Annotated in this window: 10 protein-coding genes; 4 read left to right on the forward strand and 6 right to left on the reverse strand. The window is 61.5% G+C overall.

Annotated elements, in window-relative coordinates; translation table 11 throughout:
* Window positions 1-83 precede the first annotated feature (83 nt).
* Window positions 84-1,031 (reverse strand): LysR family transcriptional regulator, encoded by a 948-nt coding sequence (locus tag BraRD5C2_RS00380; protein ID WP_223966044.1) that lies wholly within the window; start codon window positions 1,029-1,031, stop codon window positions 84-86.
* Window positions 1,032-1,098: 67 nt separating this feature from the next.
* Between BraRD5C2_RS00380 and BraRD5C2_RS00385 the strand changes: the two genes are divergently transcribed.
* The gene (locus BraRD5C2_RS00385; protein WP_223966045.1) at window positions 1,099-2,163 is read left to right on the forward strand and encodes an aromatic ring-hydroxylating dioxygenase subunit alpha; all 1,065 of its coding nucleotides are present in this window, start codon (window positions 1,099-1,101) and stop codon (window positions 2,161-2,163) included.
* 350 nt (window positions 2,164-2,513) lie between these two features.
* Window positions 2,514-3,509 carry an alpha/beta fold hydrolase gene (locus tag BraRD5C2_RS00390; protein ID WP_223966173.1) on the forward strand — a complete coding sequence of 332 codons (996 nt, stop codon included), beginning with the start codon at window positions 2,514-2,516 and terminating at the stop codon, window positions 3,507-3,509.
* A 76-nt stretch (window positions 3,510-3,585) separates the two neighbouring features.
* Here BraRD5C2_RS00390 and BraRD5C2_RS00395 read toward each other — a convergent pair whose 3' ends face one another.
* The 3 genes from BraRD5C2_RS00395 to BraRD5C2_RS00405 all read right to left on the reverse strand — a co-directional run bounded on the left by BraRD5C2_RS00395 (window position 3,586) and on the right by BraRD5C2_RS00405 (window position 6,572).
* Complete coding sequence (locus BraRD5C2_RS00395; protein WP_028339041.1) at window positions 3,586-3,936, reverse strand: RidA family protein; 351 nt, start codon at window positions 3,934-3,936, stop codon at window positions 3,586-3,588.
* A 177-nt stretch (window positions 3,937-4,113) separates the two neighbouring features.
* Window positions 4,114-5,037 carry a CE1 family esterase gene (locus BraRD5C2_RS00400; protein WP_223966048.1) on the reverse strand — a complete coding sequence of 308 codons (924 nt, stop codon included), beginning with the start codon at window positions 5,035-5,037 and terminating at the stop codon, window positions 4,114-4,116.
* Window positions 5,038-5,114: 77 nt separating this feature from the next.
* Complete coding sequence (locus tag BraRD5C2_RS00405; protein ID WP_223966050.1) at window positions 5,115-6,572, reverse strand: CDGSH iron-sulfur domain-containing protein; 1,458 nt, start codon at window positions 6,570-6,572, stop codon at window positions 5,115-5,117.
* Window positions 6,573-6,677: 105 nt separating this feature from the next.
* On the opposite strand from BraRD5C2_RS00405, the gene BraRD5C2_RS00410 reads away from it, so the two are divergent.
* The gene (locus tag BraRD5C2_RS00410; protein ID WP_223966052.1) at window positions 6,678-7,025 is read left to right on the forward strand and encodes a winged helix-turn-helix transcriptional regulator; all 348 of its coding nucleotides are present in this window, start codon (window positions 6,678-6,680) and stop codon (window positions 7,023-7,025) included.
* Window positions 7,026-7,999: 974 nt separating this feature from the next.
* Here the strand turns inward: BraRD5C2_RS00410 and BraRD5C2_RS00415 are convergent.
* Window positions 8,000-11,164, reverse strand: coding sequence for an efflux RND transporter permease subunit (locus tag BraRD5C2_RS00415; RefSeq protein WP_223966054.1), 3,165 nt, complete (start codon window positions 11,162-11,164; stop codon window positions 8,000-8,002).
* 27 nt (window positions 11,165-11,191) lie between these two features.
* Window positions 11,192-12,373 carry an efflux RND transporter periplasmic adaptor subunit gene (locus BraRD5C2_RS00420; RefSeq protein ID WP_223966056.1) on the reverse strand — a complete coding sequence of 394 codons (1,182 nt, stop codon included), beginning with the start codon at window positions 12,371-12,373 and terminating at the stop codon, window positions 11,192-11,194.
* 172 nt (window positions 12,374-12,545) lie between these two features.
* Here BraRD5C2_RS00420 and BraRD5C2_RS00425 point away from each other — a divergent pair, with 172 nt between their 5' ends.
* Window positions 12,546-14,336: an adenylate/guanylate cyclase domain-containing protein gene (locus BraRD5C2_RS00425; RefSeq protein WP_223966058.1), complete on the forward strand. Its 1,791-nt coding sequence runs from the start codon at window positions 12,546-12,548 to the stop codon at window positions 14,334-14,336.
* Window positions 14,337-14,450 lie beyond the last annotated feature (114 nt).

The following is a 14,450-nucleotide window of genomic DNA, read 5'->3' on the forward strand; positions in this document are numbered from 1 at the left end:
CTGTTGGCGGTATATTACCATTGGATGCCGGCCGGCCGGACAGGTTCCCGAGAAAATGGTGAAAGGCCAATGCCGGTTAGCGGCTACGGCCTGATATAGGCCTCCGGATCACCGCGCGCGTGCGCTTCCATCGCATCGAGGAAGCAGCGAACTTTTGCGGGGACAAATTGCCGCGCCGGCAGCAGCGCATGCACGTTGAGTGGCTCGCAGGCATGGTCCGGTAGCAGCCGTCGCAACTCGCCGGCCGCGACCGCGGCGCGGGCGTAGCTCGCGGTGACCCGCAGCACGCCATGGCCGGCGAGCGCTGCCTGCAGCCGGACATGGGCGTTCGAGCTGGTGAGGCGCGCGCGATCCACTGCGAGATGCTCGACGGCACCGCCGGGCGCGGTGATCGCCCATGGCGGATCGCTAGGGCCGGTCAACAGCGGCAATTTGCGCAGCTCATCCAGCGTACGCGGCTCGCCGAACTTTTCCAACAGCGCCGGTGCCGCGAACAGGCCGCGCTCGAGGGTAAAGACGCGGCGGATCACGATGCCGGCCGACGGCAGCGGCGCCTCCAGCATCGCGAACACGATGTCGTAATTTTCGGCGATCGGGTTGACGATGTCGTGCTCGACGTCGATCCGGATTGCGAGCTCCGGATAGCGGCCCATCACAGCGCAGGCGACCGGCCCTGCGTGGTGCGCGCCGAATTCGTAGGGTGCCTTGATGCGCAAGGTGCCCGCGACCGCGCTGGACATTGCCAGCGCCTCGCTGTGGGTGTCATGCAGCGCGGCGAACAGTGGGCGCACCTTACGATAGATGGTCTCGCCGGAATCGGTCAGCCGCAGGTGCCGCGTGGTCCGCTCGATCAGCCGCAGTCCGAGATTGGCCTCGAGACGCTGCACCGCAGCACTGAGGCTCGATTTGGGATGCCCAAGTACCCGCGCGGCCGCGGTGAAGCCGCCATGCTCGACAACCTCGCAAAACAGCTCCCAGTCGCGCCACTCCATGGCCGATTGTCCATCCAGCGGTACAGTGTGTCCAGCCAAATCGGATTATCCCGATGACCGGGATCACCTAACCTGATGGCAAGCAACATTGCATTGGGAGGCTGACATGGCCGATGACGGAATTTTCCTGCGCAACGCCTGGTATGTGGCGGCGATGAATCACGAGCTGATCGACGGCAAGAAGCTGGCGCGCACCATCCTGGAGCGGCCGATCGTGATCTATCGCGGCGCCAGCGGCAGGGTGGTCGCGCTCGACGACCGTTGCTGCCATCGCGCCGCGCCGCTCTCGATGGGGCGCGTCGAGGGTGACGACATCAGGTGCATGTATCACGGCATGAAGTTCGCGGCCGACGGCAAGTGCATCCAGATCCCCGGCCAGGACGCGATCCCCGCCAAGCTCGGCGTGCGCAGCTATCCGGTGGTCGAGCGCTACAACATGATCTTCATCTGGACCGGCGATGCCGAGAAGGCCGATCCGAAGCTGATCCTCGACTATCCGCCGCTCGAGGATCCCAAATGGCGCGGCCTGCCGGGCTACATGCACTACAAGGCCAATTGGCTCTTGATCGTCGATAACCTCAGCGACTTCGCGCATCTCGCCTTCGTGCACACCAACACGCTCGGCGGATCCGAAGAGTACGCCTACAAGACCAAGCCGGTCGCGATCGAGAAGCTGGACGACGGCTTCCGCGTCGAGCGCTGGCACATGGGCGCCGATGCGCCGCCCTACCACAAGAAGGTGATTTCCAATCGCGACGACCAGGTCGATCGTCGCAATATCGGCCGCATGATCGTGCCGGGTATCTTCACGCTCGACACCACGTTTGCGCCGGCGGGGCAGGGCGCGGAGAAGGGCGTTCAGGTTCCGGGCACGCGGTCATATCGCAATGCGCAGTTCATGACGCCGGAGACGCGTTCCTCGACACATTTCTTCTGGAATTATCTGCACGATTTCGACATCGACAATCCGAACATTGCGCTGTCGCTGCGGCATTCCCTCGAGGAGGCCTTCAACGAGGACAAGGACTTCATCGAGGCGCAGCAGAAGGTGCTCGACGTCGATCCGGATTATCAGCTGCTGGCGATCGGCGCCGATGCGCCGCTGACCTATTTCCGCTGGCTGTTCGCGCGCAAGCTCGATGCGGAGAAAGGCGCGGCGCGCGCCGCATAGCCGCTGAAGCGATGGTGTCCCCGCTTGGCTGCAATGCGTGCCGGGATCGCGAAATCGTGACGTCCGGGCGTGGCTGCCGTCCCGGCGGGTTTGGCGTAGAGTGACTAACGTGAATTCGTCGGTTCTTGATCAGGATCAAGGCTTCGATCCGTGCCGGTCGGATTATTCCGGTGGCGATCAATCGGTGAATGAGCTTGCACGAAAAGGCGGACCCATCGGAAGGAAGTGCCAGCGCCAGCTGGGTGCAGCACGCTTGGCTATGGCCGTTTGAAGCTACGCGATTGGCGCTCGATATCTACTCGCAGTGGTACCCCAGTCGCGCGCCCGAAGCGACAGATGCGGCGGACCAAGTGGCGGCGCTGCCCTGGACGACGGCCAATTCGGTGGCGCTGCAACTGCCGTCGATGCGTCTGCTGGATTTCTCGAGAGCTGGCGAAGGCCAGCCGCTGCTGGTCTGCGCACCCTATGCGCTGCACCGCGCGAAGATAGCGGATCTTGCGCCCGCCCACAGCCTGATGGAGGCGTTGCAGGCGGCGGGTATTCCGCGGCTCTATCTCACGGATTGGCTCTCGGCGGCACCGGAGATGCGATATTTCTCGATCGACACCTATCTGTCCGACCTCAACGTGGCCGTCGACACGATCGGGCCGCCCGTCGACCTTGCAGGTCTCTGTCAGGGCGGCTGGCTGTCGCTCCTCTATGCCGCGCGCTTTCCTGGCAAGGTGCGGCGGCTCGTGCTGGCGGGCAGCCCGGTCGACGTCTCTGTGCCGTCAGAGCTTTCCAGGATGGTCGCCTCGCTTCCGCAGCAAGGTTTTGAGGCGCTGGTGCGCCAGGGGAACGGAATCGTCAGCGGCAGGCAGATGCTGCAGGCCTGGAGCATCCCCTTCACCATGCGTGACGCGGAAGCGGCGCTGCAACGGCGGCTCGACGACAAGTCGGAGGATGCACGGGCGCTGCTCGATTGCTTCACGCGCTGGAACAGCGAGACGCTTGATTTGCCGGGCACCTACTACCTCGAAGTGACCGACTGGATTTTTCGCCAGAACCGGATCGCGGCCGGAGACTTCGTCGCGCTTGGCTGCAAGATCGATCTCGCTGCAGTGAAGCAGCCCGTCTTCCTGCTCGCCGCAGAGAACGACATCGTCGTTCCGCCCGACCAGGCATTTGCGACAGCGGGGCTCTTGGCCACGCCGCCCGCGTGGCTACAATGCGACACCGAGCCGTGCAGTCACCTCGGGCTGTTCATGGGTTGCAGGGCTCTGGCCGGTCCGTGGCGCCGGATTGCCCGCTGGCTTCAGTCCGATCTCGATGAGGCCGCCGGCGAGCGATCGCGGATCAGCGCGTGAGTGCAAAATGAAAATGCCCCGAATTGCGTTTTGCAATCCGGGGCATCCGGTATCCCTGCGATGACGTGCGTCGCGTCTATTTTGCCGCGACAACCATGATCTCGACATTGTACTGCGGCGCCGCGAGCTTGGCCTCGACGGTGGCGCGGGCCGGGGTGTTACCCTCCGAGACCCAGCCGTCCCACACCGCGTTCATCTCCGGGAACGTCTTCATGTCGGTGATGTAGATGGTCGCGCTGAGCAGCTTCGACTTGTCGGTGCCGGCCTTGGCGAGGTGGCCGTCGATGATCGACAGGATGTCCTTGGTCTGGTCGGTGACGCTGCCGCCCGCGGCCTTGCCGGCGACGACGCCGGCGAGATAGACGGTATTGCCGTGCACGACGGCCTGGCTCATGCGCGGGCCGGTTTCGAAACGCTGAATGCTCATTTGGGTCTCCACTTGAATGGCGGGCATGTCCATAGCGTTTTCAAGCGAAGTGGCTACCGGTTCGCGTGAAGAAAACGCGTCAAGACAAGAGATCGAGAGGTTTGGTTCTGATTTGATCAGAACCAACCCTCTAGCCTGTCACGGCGACCACCGCCACTGCACAATTTGCAGCACCGCTCACGGAAATCGCGCGAAGAACGCCCAAATCGTGTCGGCGCCGTCGATGTCGCCGTTCTGGGGCCCGAGCAGCGACGCCGCCAGTTTCGTAAAATGCGCGTCCGGGAAGTGGCCGGGCATGCGGTGACCGCCGCCATTCACGCGGTAAAGCACCACGTCACGCCCCTGCGGGCAGGTCGAGTCGATCCGCGTGACGGTCGATTGATCGGACGGATTGCGGTCGGGCAGATCGGTGGTTGCGGCGTCTTTGGCCTCGCAGCCATCGATGCGTCGCCAGAATTCGAGGGTGCGCTCGGTCGACCAGAACCCGTCGGCTGCGAAGTAGCTGGTGCCGCGGCCGCCTTGATAGGGGATCAGCGGGTCGACGGTGCCGTTCATCAGGAGCATCGGTACCGGACGCGCGGGCCGGCAAGCCCCGGCTGACTCATCGGTCAGGTTCATGACGACGCTGGCCGCCGCGGCGAACAGGTCGGCGCGTTCGCAGGCCAGCGTCATGGCCATCGCGCCGCCGTTTGAGATGCCGGTGACATAGATGCGTTTCGGATCGGCGGTGCCGTCGTCCACCAGCTTTGCGATCAACTGGGTGATGAAGGCGACGTCGTCGGTGCCTTCCGGCGGCGGATTGCCGGCGCGCCGCTGGTCGGGCCGGGAGTCGGCCCAGGCGCGGTTCAATCCATCGGGATAGACCGCTGCGAAGCCGTCGCGCCTGGCGATCAACGGCCACGACGTTCGCGTGATCATGTCGGCACTGCTTTGGGTCTTGCCGTGCAGCACGATGACGAGCGGCGCCGGCTTGGCGGCCGGAGGCTGCAGCGTGAATGTTCGCGTGGTGCCGTTGATGACGAGCGAATCCGCAGCCGCCGGCCCACTGTTCAACGCAAGTGCGCCGGCCAGTACCAGCAAGCCGATTGGATATTGTCGCATCGCCAAGGATCCGCCTTATGGCGGCGATTGCAGCACGCCGGCGAGGCGGGTTCAACCAGTCTGTCCGGAGCGTGGCTTCACGATCCGGTCGGTGCGTCCCGCGCATCGGCCCAGCGCGCGAACAGCGCCACCCGTTCGGCCGGCCAGGCGCCGTCGCACGGCATGGTGCCGGCCTCCAGCCGGGCCAGGATCTGCCGGCATTGCTTGGTGACATCAGCCTCCTTCCAGAGATCGAAGGCGAACAGCATCGAGTTGCGATCCATCGGCCGGAACAGCGGCCGGATGTGCGGCTCGAATTGCACGACCTCGTCGGGACCGGGCAGCGCGACGCTGAGCTCGTTCTCAGCCTGTGCGTCGCCTGCGCTAGCCGACGGCCGCGCGGCGGGCGTTGCGTTGCAGACCCACCACCAGCGCGGCACCGGCATGTTCGGCGGCGGTTTGGCGCGGGCGCCGGAATTCTCCACCGCGATTCGCGAGCCCCATTCGATATAGGCGACGAAGGCGGCGCGGAATTCCGGATCGGACGGCAGCCCGGCATCGTCGGCGCTCTGCACCATGTAGGTGGCCCATAGCGCGCGCTGCTCCGGCCTGATCTCCTTGCCGATGTGCTGCGACACCATCCGCCGATAGCCGCCATAGCGTTCGGTGTAGAAGCGCGGCCCCCCGAACACCTCGCTGAGCCACGCCGCCACCCGTTCCGGATGGTCCGGCGACATCTCGGCGAACAGCGGGGAGAGCAACGGATCTTCCGGCACGTAGCGGCTGTAGAAGATGCGCGTCATGTCGAGCAGCGCGGGGTAGCCGCCGGCCCATTCGAACAGCGTCGGCTCGCGCATCGGATCCGGAACCGGATCGTGAAATGCGACGTTCCAGTGCATGCCGCTGCAGAACGGCTTGTTCAGTGACGAGCCGCAGCGGCACAGGCTGACATGCTCCTGTGATGCACCCACGTTCTGCGCGATCGGCGCGCCGTCCTCATCGACCAGTTCGACAAGGCCGGTGACGCGATAGGGACCGTCCTTCGACACTTCGATCTGCGGCGGCCGGTCGACGTCGGACAGGTTGGCGTCCCGCGCGGGGCCGATGCCGATGCCGAGCGCGCCCGATGGGCATCGACGCACGGCATTGATGAGGTCGTCGAGGCGCGCGCCGCTCGGCGCGACGAACGGCTCCTCGCCGAGATGGAACACCGAGTTGAGCCGGTCGGTGCAGAAGCCGGAATGCGCGCAGGTGCCGCGATTGTCGAACACGTAGGCCTGCTGCCCCGCATAGGCGTCGAGCTTGTCCGGCACGCGCCGTGGATCCCTGGCGTCGGTGAAGCCGCGTGCAACGTGGCTGTCGTCGCAGAACGGCTTGGTCTGCGATTGTCCGCAGCGGCAGAGCCGCACCGGGGCCTCGGCGGTAACAGGCACACCGAGGTGATCGACAATCGGAATGCCGGGTTCGGGTTCGTAAGGCCCGTTGCGCCTGACGATGATGCGCTTGCGCTGGTGTTGCTGGTCGCTCGGACCTTGGGCGGAACTGTCTTCTGTCATGCCTTGCAATGATCCCTGAACTCGCCCAACCCGTGCAAAGCGTGCTTAGATGGATCGATAGCGGCGCTCAACGAACCAGATGGAAAGTGCCGCAGGAGAGTTGCGATGATCCGCAAGACCAAGCGCAAATATGGTTGCCCGGTCGAGTTCTCGATCGATCAGCTCAGCGGCAAATGGAAGACCGTGATCCTGAGCCGGCTGAAGCTCCGGCCGATGCGCTACGGCGAATTGCGCCACGACATCCCGCAGCTCAGCGACAAGGTGTTGACCGAGCGCCTGCGCGATCTCTGCAATTCAGGCTTCGTCAAGCAGGAGCGCGGCGGCGGCTCCTCACGCTACTGCCTGACCAAGCGCGGCGAGATGCTGAAGCCGATGCTGCAGGCGCTCTACGACTGGGGCGAAGCCAACGCCGACACGTTCGGTGTCCGCTTCCTCAGCGGGGAGGCGGACTAGTCCCGCATGCGGAAGCATGGATTTGCTTCGTCGCGAGCTCCTCGCAACGACGGACCGGCATATCGTCAAGGCCTCTCAGGATGAGCGACCAGATCTATGACGCAGTAAGATTAGGGTGCGTACCCATAAATCCGGTACGAGCATGCGGAAATGGTGGGGTCCGGATTGCCCTCAGCAGCAGACGCCACCGACGCCTAAGTGAATGTCCGGCACGGCCACAAGCCGGCTCGTGCACCGCAACAGAAAACCGGGCGCTATCGACTGATGACACTGACAACAACGGACGCCCTATCGGCATCCACGCCGAACGTGCGTTTCGGTCGACGTTCCGGTCTCAACCTGAGGTGCCGGAGCGGCTATCGAACCCGCTCGATCTTTGCCGCAAGGTCGGGATAGCGGCTGACCCTGTAAGTCGAGTTTTCGCATGTCAGGATCCAGACGTCATGATCTGGCTTTGATCGCTTTGCGTCCCGGACTGCGTGCCGGGGTTTGTCGCACGCGATTCCCTGGCTGCGTATCTGGGCTGCCAGCATGCCCTTGACTGTCTCGGCATCCGCCCTTGCGATAAGCTCTGAACGCCCAGACAGAATGATGGAGAGCAACAAAAGAAGGAAAATCGCAACATGGCGAGGCGCGCTCATGACTCACTCCGGTGCAACAACGCTGCGCTGTCGAGGGTTTCACGCATGCTAAGGAACCGTTGGATGCCGCACTATGCACATTTGGCAAAAGGGAAGCGCTTTGTCGGTTAAGCCTTCAATGACGCAATCCAAGCCGGGCAAAGAGATTAGGGCCGTGGCTGTGCTGCGCAAGACATACTAGGCCGGCAATGAGGCGCAATCAATCGACCCGGGTCCTGGTTCTTGGCGGCTGCAACCGGGGCCTGCGCTGTAGCGCGGCAAGCGAATAACGAGAAAGATTGGACCCCTTCTTCGAATGTCAGGCAGCCTTTGTGTCGTCTTGCTTGCAACAAGCTATTCTGCAGGCGAAGTCGTTATAGCGGAAACCGTTGATTGTTTACCTCGTCGGCGTTCCTCAAGACGCTGCATGATAACGAAGAATGAGGGAACGAACAGCACGGCGAGGCAGGTGGACGCGACCATGCCACTGAAGGTGGATATACCGAGCGATCGACGGGCATTGGCACCGGCGCCTGTAGCCGTCACCAACGGTAAGACACCAAGCAGGAATGCAAACGACGTCATGAGGATTGGGCGAAAGCGCGTCCGTGCCGCTTCAACGGCGGCTGCAAGCAGTTCCTGTCCAGCGGCTCGCCGTTCGCGCGCGACCTCGACGATCAGGATCGCGTTCTTGGCCGATAGCGCGATCAGCAGCATGAGGCCGATCTGGACATAAAGATTGTTTGCAACACCAAGCGCCGTGAGCGCGCCGACAGGTCCAAGCAGAGAGAGTGGCACCGCCAGTAATACGGCCAATGGCAACAACCAGCTTTCGTACTGTCCGGCAAGGCAGAGATAGACCAGCAGCAGTGAGAGCGCGAAGGCCATGTAAAGCTGATTGCCGACCGCATGCTCCTGATAGGACATACCGCTCCACGCGAAATCGGTGCGGGGCGGCAGTGTGCGCCTTGCGACCTCCTCCATCACGTCCATTGCCTCGCCTGAGCTGAAGCCCGGTGCCTCAGCCCCCGAAATGGTCGCGGTCAGATAAAGATTGAACAGGCTGATCAGCGAGGGGCCGACAGCCGGACGGATCTGCGCCAATGATCCGATCGGTATGGTGCTGCCATCGGCAGTCTTGACATTGAGCTTGAGAAGATCGTCCGGATGCAGGCGATAAGGCGAGTCTGCCTGGACGTAGACTTGAAGCGTGAGACCAAACTTGTTGAATTGGTTGACGTAGGTCGAGCCGAGGTATGATGACAACGCGGCAAAGACGCTGCCGACGGAGACCCCAAGCGTCTCCGCCTTGGTGCGATCGATGATGACTTCAAGCTGTGGCGAGTCCGTTCGGAATGACGTCACTGCTCGCTCGATCGTCGATTGCGATTCGGCGGCGTCTATCACGGCGTTCGCCGAAGAGAGCATCTTCTTGTAGTCAAATGTGCCATCGCGCTGCAGCAACTGCATCGAAAAGCCGCCGGCATTGCCGACGCCCTGAATCGGTGGTGGCACCAGCACAAAACCTCTACCATCCGTGAGCTCAGAAAGTCGGCCCTGGATGCCGCGCATGATGGATCTGAGGTCCTGGTCTTTGGCCTGGCCTCGCTCGCTCCAAGGCTTGAAGGTCACATAGGCGATGCCAGCGTTCGCCAAGGTCGCATTATTGTCGAGAACGGAAAGGCCGGAAATGGCGAGCGAGTCCGCGACACCGGGCTGCTGCCTGGCGATCTCCGCGGCCTGCGTCAGGGCTGCCTGCGTGCGTTCGGATGAGGCGCCATCAGGAAGCTGAACCACGACCAGCCCGTACCCCTGGTCTTCGTTCGGAATAAACGCGGTCGGCAATTGCGTGAGGCCGAAAACACCCCCGGCGATCAGTCCAAGTGCGACCACCACCATAAGGCCACTCAAATGCACCATTCTACCGACCAGCCACGTGTAGCCCCCTTCCAACCGGTCATAGACAGAGTTGAAGCCACGGAAGAAAAAATTTCGCTGATTCGGGGGTACCGGTTCTCGGAGCAGCAACGCACATTGTGTCGGGCTCAGCGTTGTCGCCAGGATCGCGCTCAACAGGGCGGTGGCCGCAATCACCAGTGCGAATTGGGCGAACATGCGTCCTGTGAGCCCTGGCAGCAGCGACGCCGGAATAAACACGGCCATCAGCACGAGGGTGATGCCGACAATAGGACCAAACAACTCGCTCATTGCCTTGACGGCGGCCTCGCGCCCGGGCAAGCCCGCCTCGATTTCGCGCGATACGCTCTCGACGACGACAATCGCATCATCGACCACGATGCCGATCGCAAGCACGATGCCGAACAATGTCGAGAGGTTGATCGAGAAGCCCAATGCGGCCATCGCCGCAAAGGCTCCGATGATAGTGACCGGGATCGTTGTGGCAGGCACAAGCGAAGCGCGCCAGTTCTGCAGGAACATCAGGATGACGATCAACACCAGGATGCCGGCTTCGAACAGCGTCTTGTAGACCTCATTGATTGACGTCTCGACAAACGTCGTTGTGTCGAAGGGGATCGTATAGGACAAGCCGGTCGGGAAGTCGTGCGACAAGGCCTCCATCTTGTTCTTGACGAGTTTTGCAACCTCCAGGGCATTCGCCGAGGGCGTCAGATAGATGGCAATGCCGGCGCCGGGCTTTCCGTCCAGACGGAAGCTCTGGGAATAAGTCTGTGCTCCAAGCTCGACGCGAGCCACGTCCTTGAGGCGCACGAGGCGTCCGCCGTCCGCCGTAGCGGCGCGCACGACCACGTTGTCAAACTGCGCGGGATCGGAAAGTCGCCCCTGGATGTTGACGGTGTACTGAAAGTCCTGAGTGGGAGGCGTTGGCGGTATCCCGATTTGCCCCGCCGTTGCCTGCTGGCTTTGTTGGCTGACGACGCTGATGATGTCCTGAGGAATGAGGCCGAACGCGTACATCTTCTGCGGGTCCATCCAGATCCGCATCGCGTATTCGCCCGTGCCAAAAACGTTGACGTTGCCAACGCCCGGCAGCCGCGCCAATTCGTTCACCAGATTGATCGTGGCGTAGTTGCTCATGAAGAGGCTGTCGAAACGACTGTCCGGCGAGCTCAACGTGACGATTTGGAGAATCGCGGTGGACTTCTTCTGCACTGTCACGCCTTGCGCCTGCACCTGAGTAGGAAGCGAGGCCAGCGCGGCTGAGACGCGATTTTGCACCAGCACCTGCGCGAAGTTCAGATCGGTACCGATCGCGAACGTGACAATCAAGGTATAGGTGCCGTCGCTGGCGCTAGTGGACTGCATATATAGCGCGCCTTCGACGCCGTTGACCTGGTTTTCGATCGGTAGCGCTACGCTATCGATGACAGTCTGGGCGCTCGCGCCCGGATAGCGGGTGGTGACCTGTACCGTCGGCGGCACGATGTCGGGATACTGCGCGACTGGAAGTTTGAAAACCGAGACCGCGCCGATCAAAACCAGCACGATTGCCACGACATTTGCGAGGACCGGGTGCTCAATGAAATACTTTGAAAACATGGCCGTCCCCTTTCGGGTGCCGTGCGTCTACTTGGACTTATCGGTGCCGCCTGCTGCGCTCGCGATCGAAATCGGCCGGGTATTGACCTTCCGGCCCGGGATTGCGCGGTCCAATCCGGTGATCACGACCTTGTCGTCCGGCTTCAGTCCCGCGGTGATGACACGCAATGGGCCATCGAGTTCGCCAAGCTGCACAGCCCTCTGCTCAACCTCGTCGTTGGCACCTACGACGAGCAGGTAGCGGCCTTCCTGATTCTGTTGCAGGATTCTGTCGGGGACCAGCAACGCGTCCGGCTTGGGTGGGCCCATTGGAACGCGAAGCCGAACGAACATGCCGGGGAGCAGTGCGTGGTTCTTATTCTCAAATACGCCACGCACGAGAATTGTTGCCGTCTGCGGGTCTATGTTCGGGGATACGTAGTTGATCGTGCCTCGATGGGGGAAACCTTCCTCGTCCATCAGGCCAACGTCGATCGGAATCTGCTGAAGCTCAGCCAGTGTGAGACGGCCGTTCTCGCGAACCCTCATCAGAGTTTGATCGCTGACATTGAAGGTCACGTAGATCGGATCAAGCTGCACAATACTGGCTAGGTTGGTGTGCCCCGCGACGCCTACGAGTTCGCCAAGCGACACCAAATGACGTGTGACGGTTCCATCGAATGGTGCCTCGACGCGAGTGTACGAAAGATTGATTTGAGCAGTTTGCAGATTGGCATCTGCCGATTCGACATTTGCCTTGTCGGTATCCCTGTTCGCGCGAGCCTTGTCCAGATTTGCCTGCGTATTGACACCCTCTTTGGACAGAGTGTCCTGGCGTTCAAATTCTGCCTGTGTCTGCACGAGCCCAGCCTTGGCGCCGTCGAGGGCCGCTTTGGTTGCACTCAGCTGCGCTTGATAGGGTGCCGGTTCTATTTCGAACAGGAGCTCGCCAGCTTTCGCGGTTGCGCCGTCGACATAGTTGATGGACTTCAAATAGCCATTCACGCGAGCGACCAGATCGACAGAAGCAAAGGCCGTCATGGTTCCTGTGTGCTCAAGATAGGGCGTTACGGCCCTTTGCATGGGCGCAGCGACGCCGACATTGGCCGGTGCCGGAAGAACCAGCTTGTTCTTCGCCTCGTTGCATCCGCTGAGCAGGCCGAGCGCAAGCGTCAGCACGGCTGCGGGTTGCCAAGTCGGGTGGTCCAAGTGGGCCGGCTTCTGGATCATCGCCGCATTCCCAGCGCTGCTGGACTGAAAGCGCAAAACCATCGGTCGAGGAGAATTACCTGCTGCAGCACGCGCTTGGACGCGAGGTTGGTGTTGATCTAAATCAAGCCGGGCCCAGCCGGGCATCCCATTTGATCTGTCGCATACTGGCATCCTGGGTTAGCATGGTGTCATGGTGCAGGAGCGGCCGGTCCGGTTCGAGCGCAGGTTGGCGGCCATATTGGCCGCCGACGTGGCTGGCTATTCGCGGCTCATGCATCGTGACGAAGAGGATACACACACTCGACTGACTTCGCTTCTAACGAAGGCTGTCCAACCGGCAATCGCCGAACACGGCGGCCGCATCGTCAAGAACACCGGGGATGGGTTCTTGGCAGAGTTCCCGAGCGCGGTTGAAGCAGTTCGAGCTGCGATACTGTTCCAGACCAGCGTCAAGGAACTTACGCTCGGTGATGTGGAAGATAGGCGCATTGCTTTTCGCGCGGGCATCAATGTCGGCGACGTAATTGTCGAGCCCCATGACATTTTTGGCGATGGAGTGAATATCGCGGCGCGGCTTGAGAGCATCGCAGAGCCCGGCGGTATATGCATCTCGTCTTCTGCCTACGACCATGTGCGGGGCAAGGTTCGCGTCGAATTCGCCGATATGGGCGAGAAGAGCCTCAAAAATATATCTCCCCCAGTGCGGGCCTATGCCATCGTCTGGGCAGAGCCTAGCTTGGGCTCAAACGCCATAGGCGCTTGGCAGACCGCCCTTTCGGCGCCTCATCTTTCAATAGTGGTACTACCTTTCACCAATCTTGCCGATGATCCGCGCCAAGAGTACTTCGTCGACGGCGTGACCGAGAGCCTGACAACTGATTTGTCAAGAATCAGCGGCTCATTCGTTATAGGCCGGCATACCGCATTCACTTACAAGGGAAAGCCGATCGATCTCAAGCAAATAGGCCGCGAATTGAATGTCCGTTACGTCATTCAAGGCTCAGTGCAGCAAAGTGGCGCGCGGCTTCGTGTGAACGTGCAGTTGATCAGTACTCAGGACGGCAACCATCTTTGGGCCGAGCGTTTCGAAAAGCCAGTAGCCGATCTCTTCGATATGCAGGACGAGATCGTAACACGACTCGCCTACACATTAGGCGCCCAACTCGTTGTCGCTGAGGCACGACGAGCGGAGCGATCACTCCATCCGGATGCAATGGACCTGACCTTTCAGGGGCAGGCTTGCTCCTACGAGGGAAGCAACCCTGAACATCTGGCTCGCGCGCGCAATTTTTTCGAACGCGCCTTAGCTATCGACAGTCGAGGTGTCGGAGCGCTGGTTGGCGTAGCAACCGTCGATCTAATGATGGGGGCCACCCTTCTTACTGACGACCGAACCGTGCACTTTTCAGCAGCCGAAGCAAACGTGATGAAAGCGCTCTCATTGGCTCCTGACCATGCAGCTGCTCACTTCGTCTTTAGTAGCATTTGCATCTTTACAAACCGTGCCGCCGAAGGGATCGCTGAATGCGAGCACGCATTACTGCTCGATCGCAATTTAGCCGCCGCTCATAGCGCTATCGGTTTGGCCAAATTTTTTCTGGGTCAGTCTGCTGAGACCGAAGGCCATATACTCGAGGCTCTCCGACTCTCTCCTCGTGATTTGAGAGCCTATCAGTGGATGCATTTTGTCGCCGCATCCAAGCTGCAACTCGGCGCGGATGCCGAAGCCGTTGCCTGGTTAAGACGGAGCATTGAAGCGAACCGCAATTTTCCCCCCTCTTATTTTACGTTGGCTGCTGCCTTGGGCTTACTCGGCGCGACAGATGAGGCGCGAGCCGCCGTAAAGACCGCGCTCGCCCTCAACCCCGGCTATACCATCCGCCGAGTGCGCGCCTACAAATTCAGCGACAATCCGTCCTACATCGCTGGGCGGGAGCGATTTTGCGATGGTTTGCGTTTGGCTGGTGTGCCCGAGGGCTAACGTCGGCTTCGGGTCCGCAACGCGACCAACGCGGCCCGCCTAACCCGGGTCTGCTCACTCACGAAAGCGGACGCTCTTGTGCGGAAGGTGGGGCGGGCGCGTCCTTCAGAACTC

This window comes from Bradyrhizobium sp. RD5-C2, assembly GCF_019972155.1.
Lineage (GTDB): Bacteria > Pseudomonadota > Alphaproteobacteria > Rhizobiales > Xanthobacteraceae > Bradyrhizobium.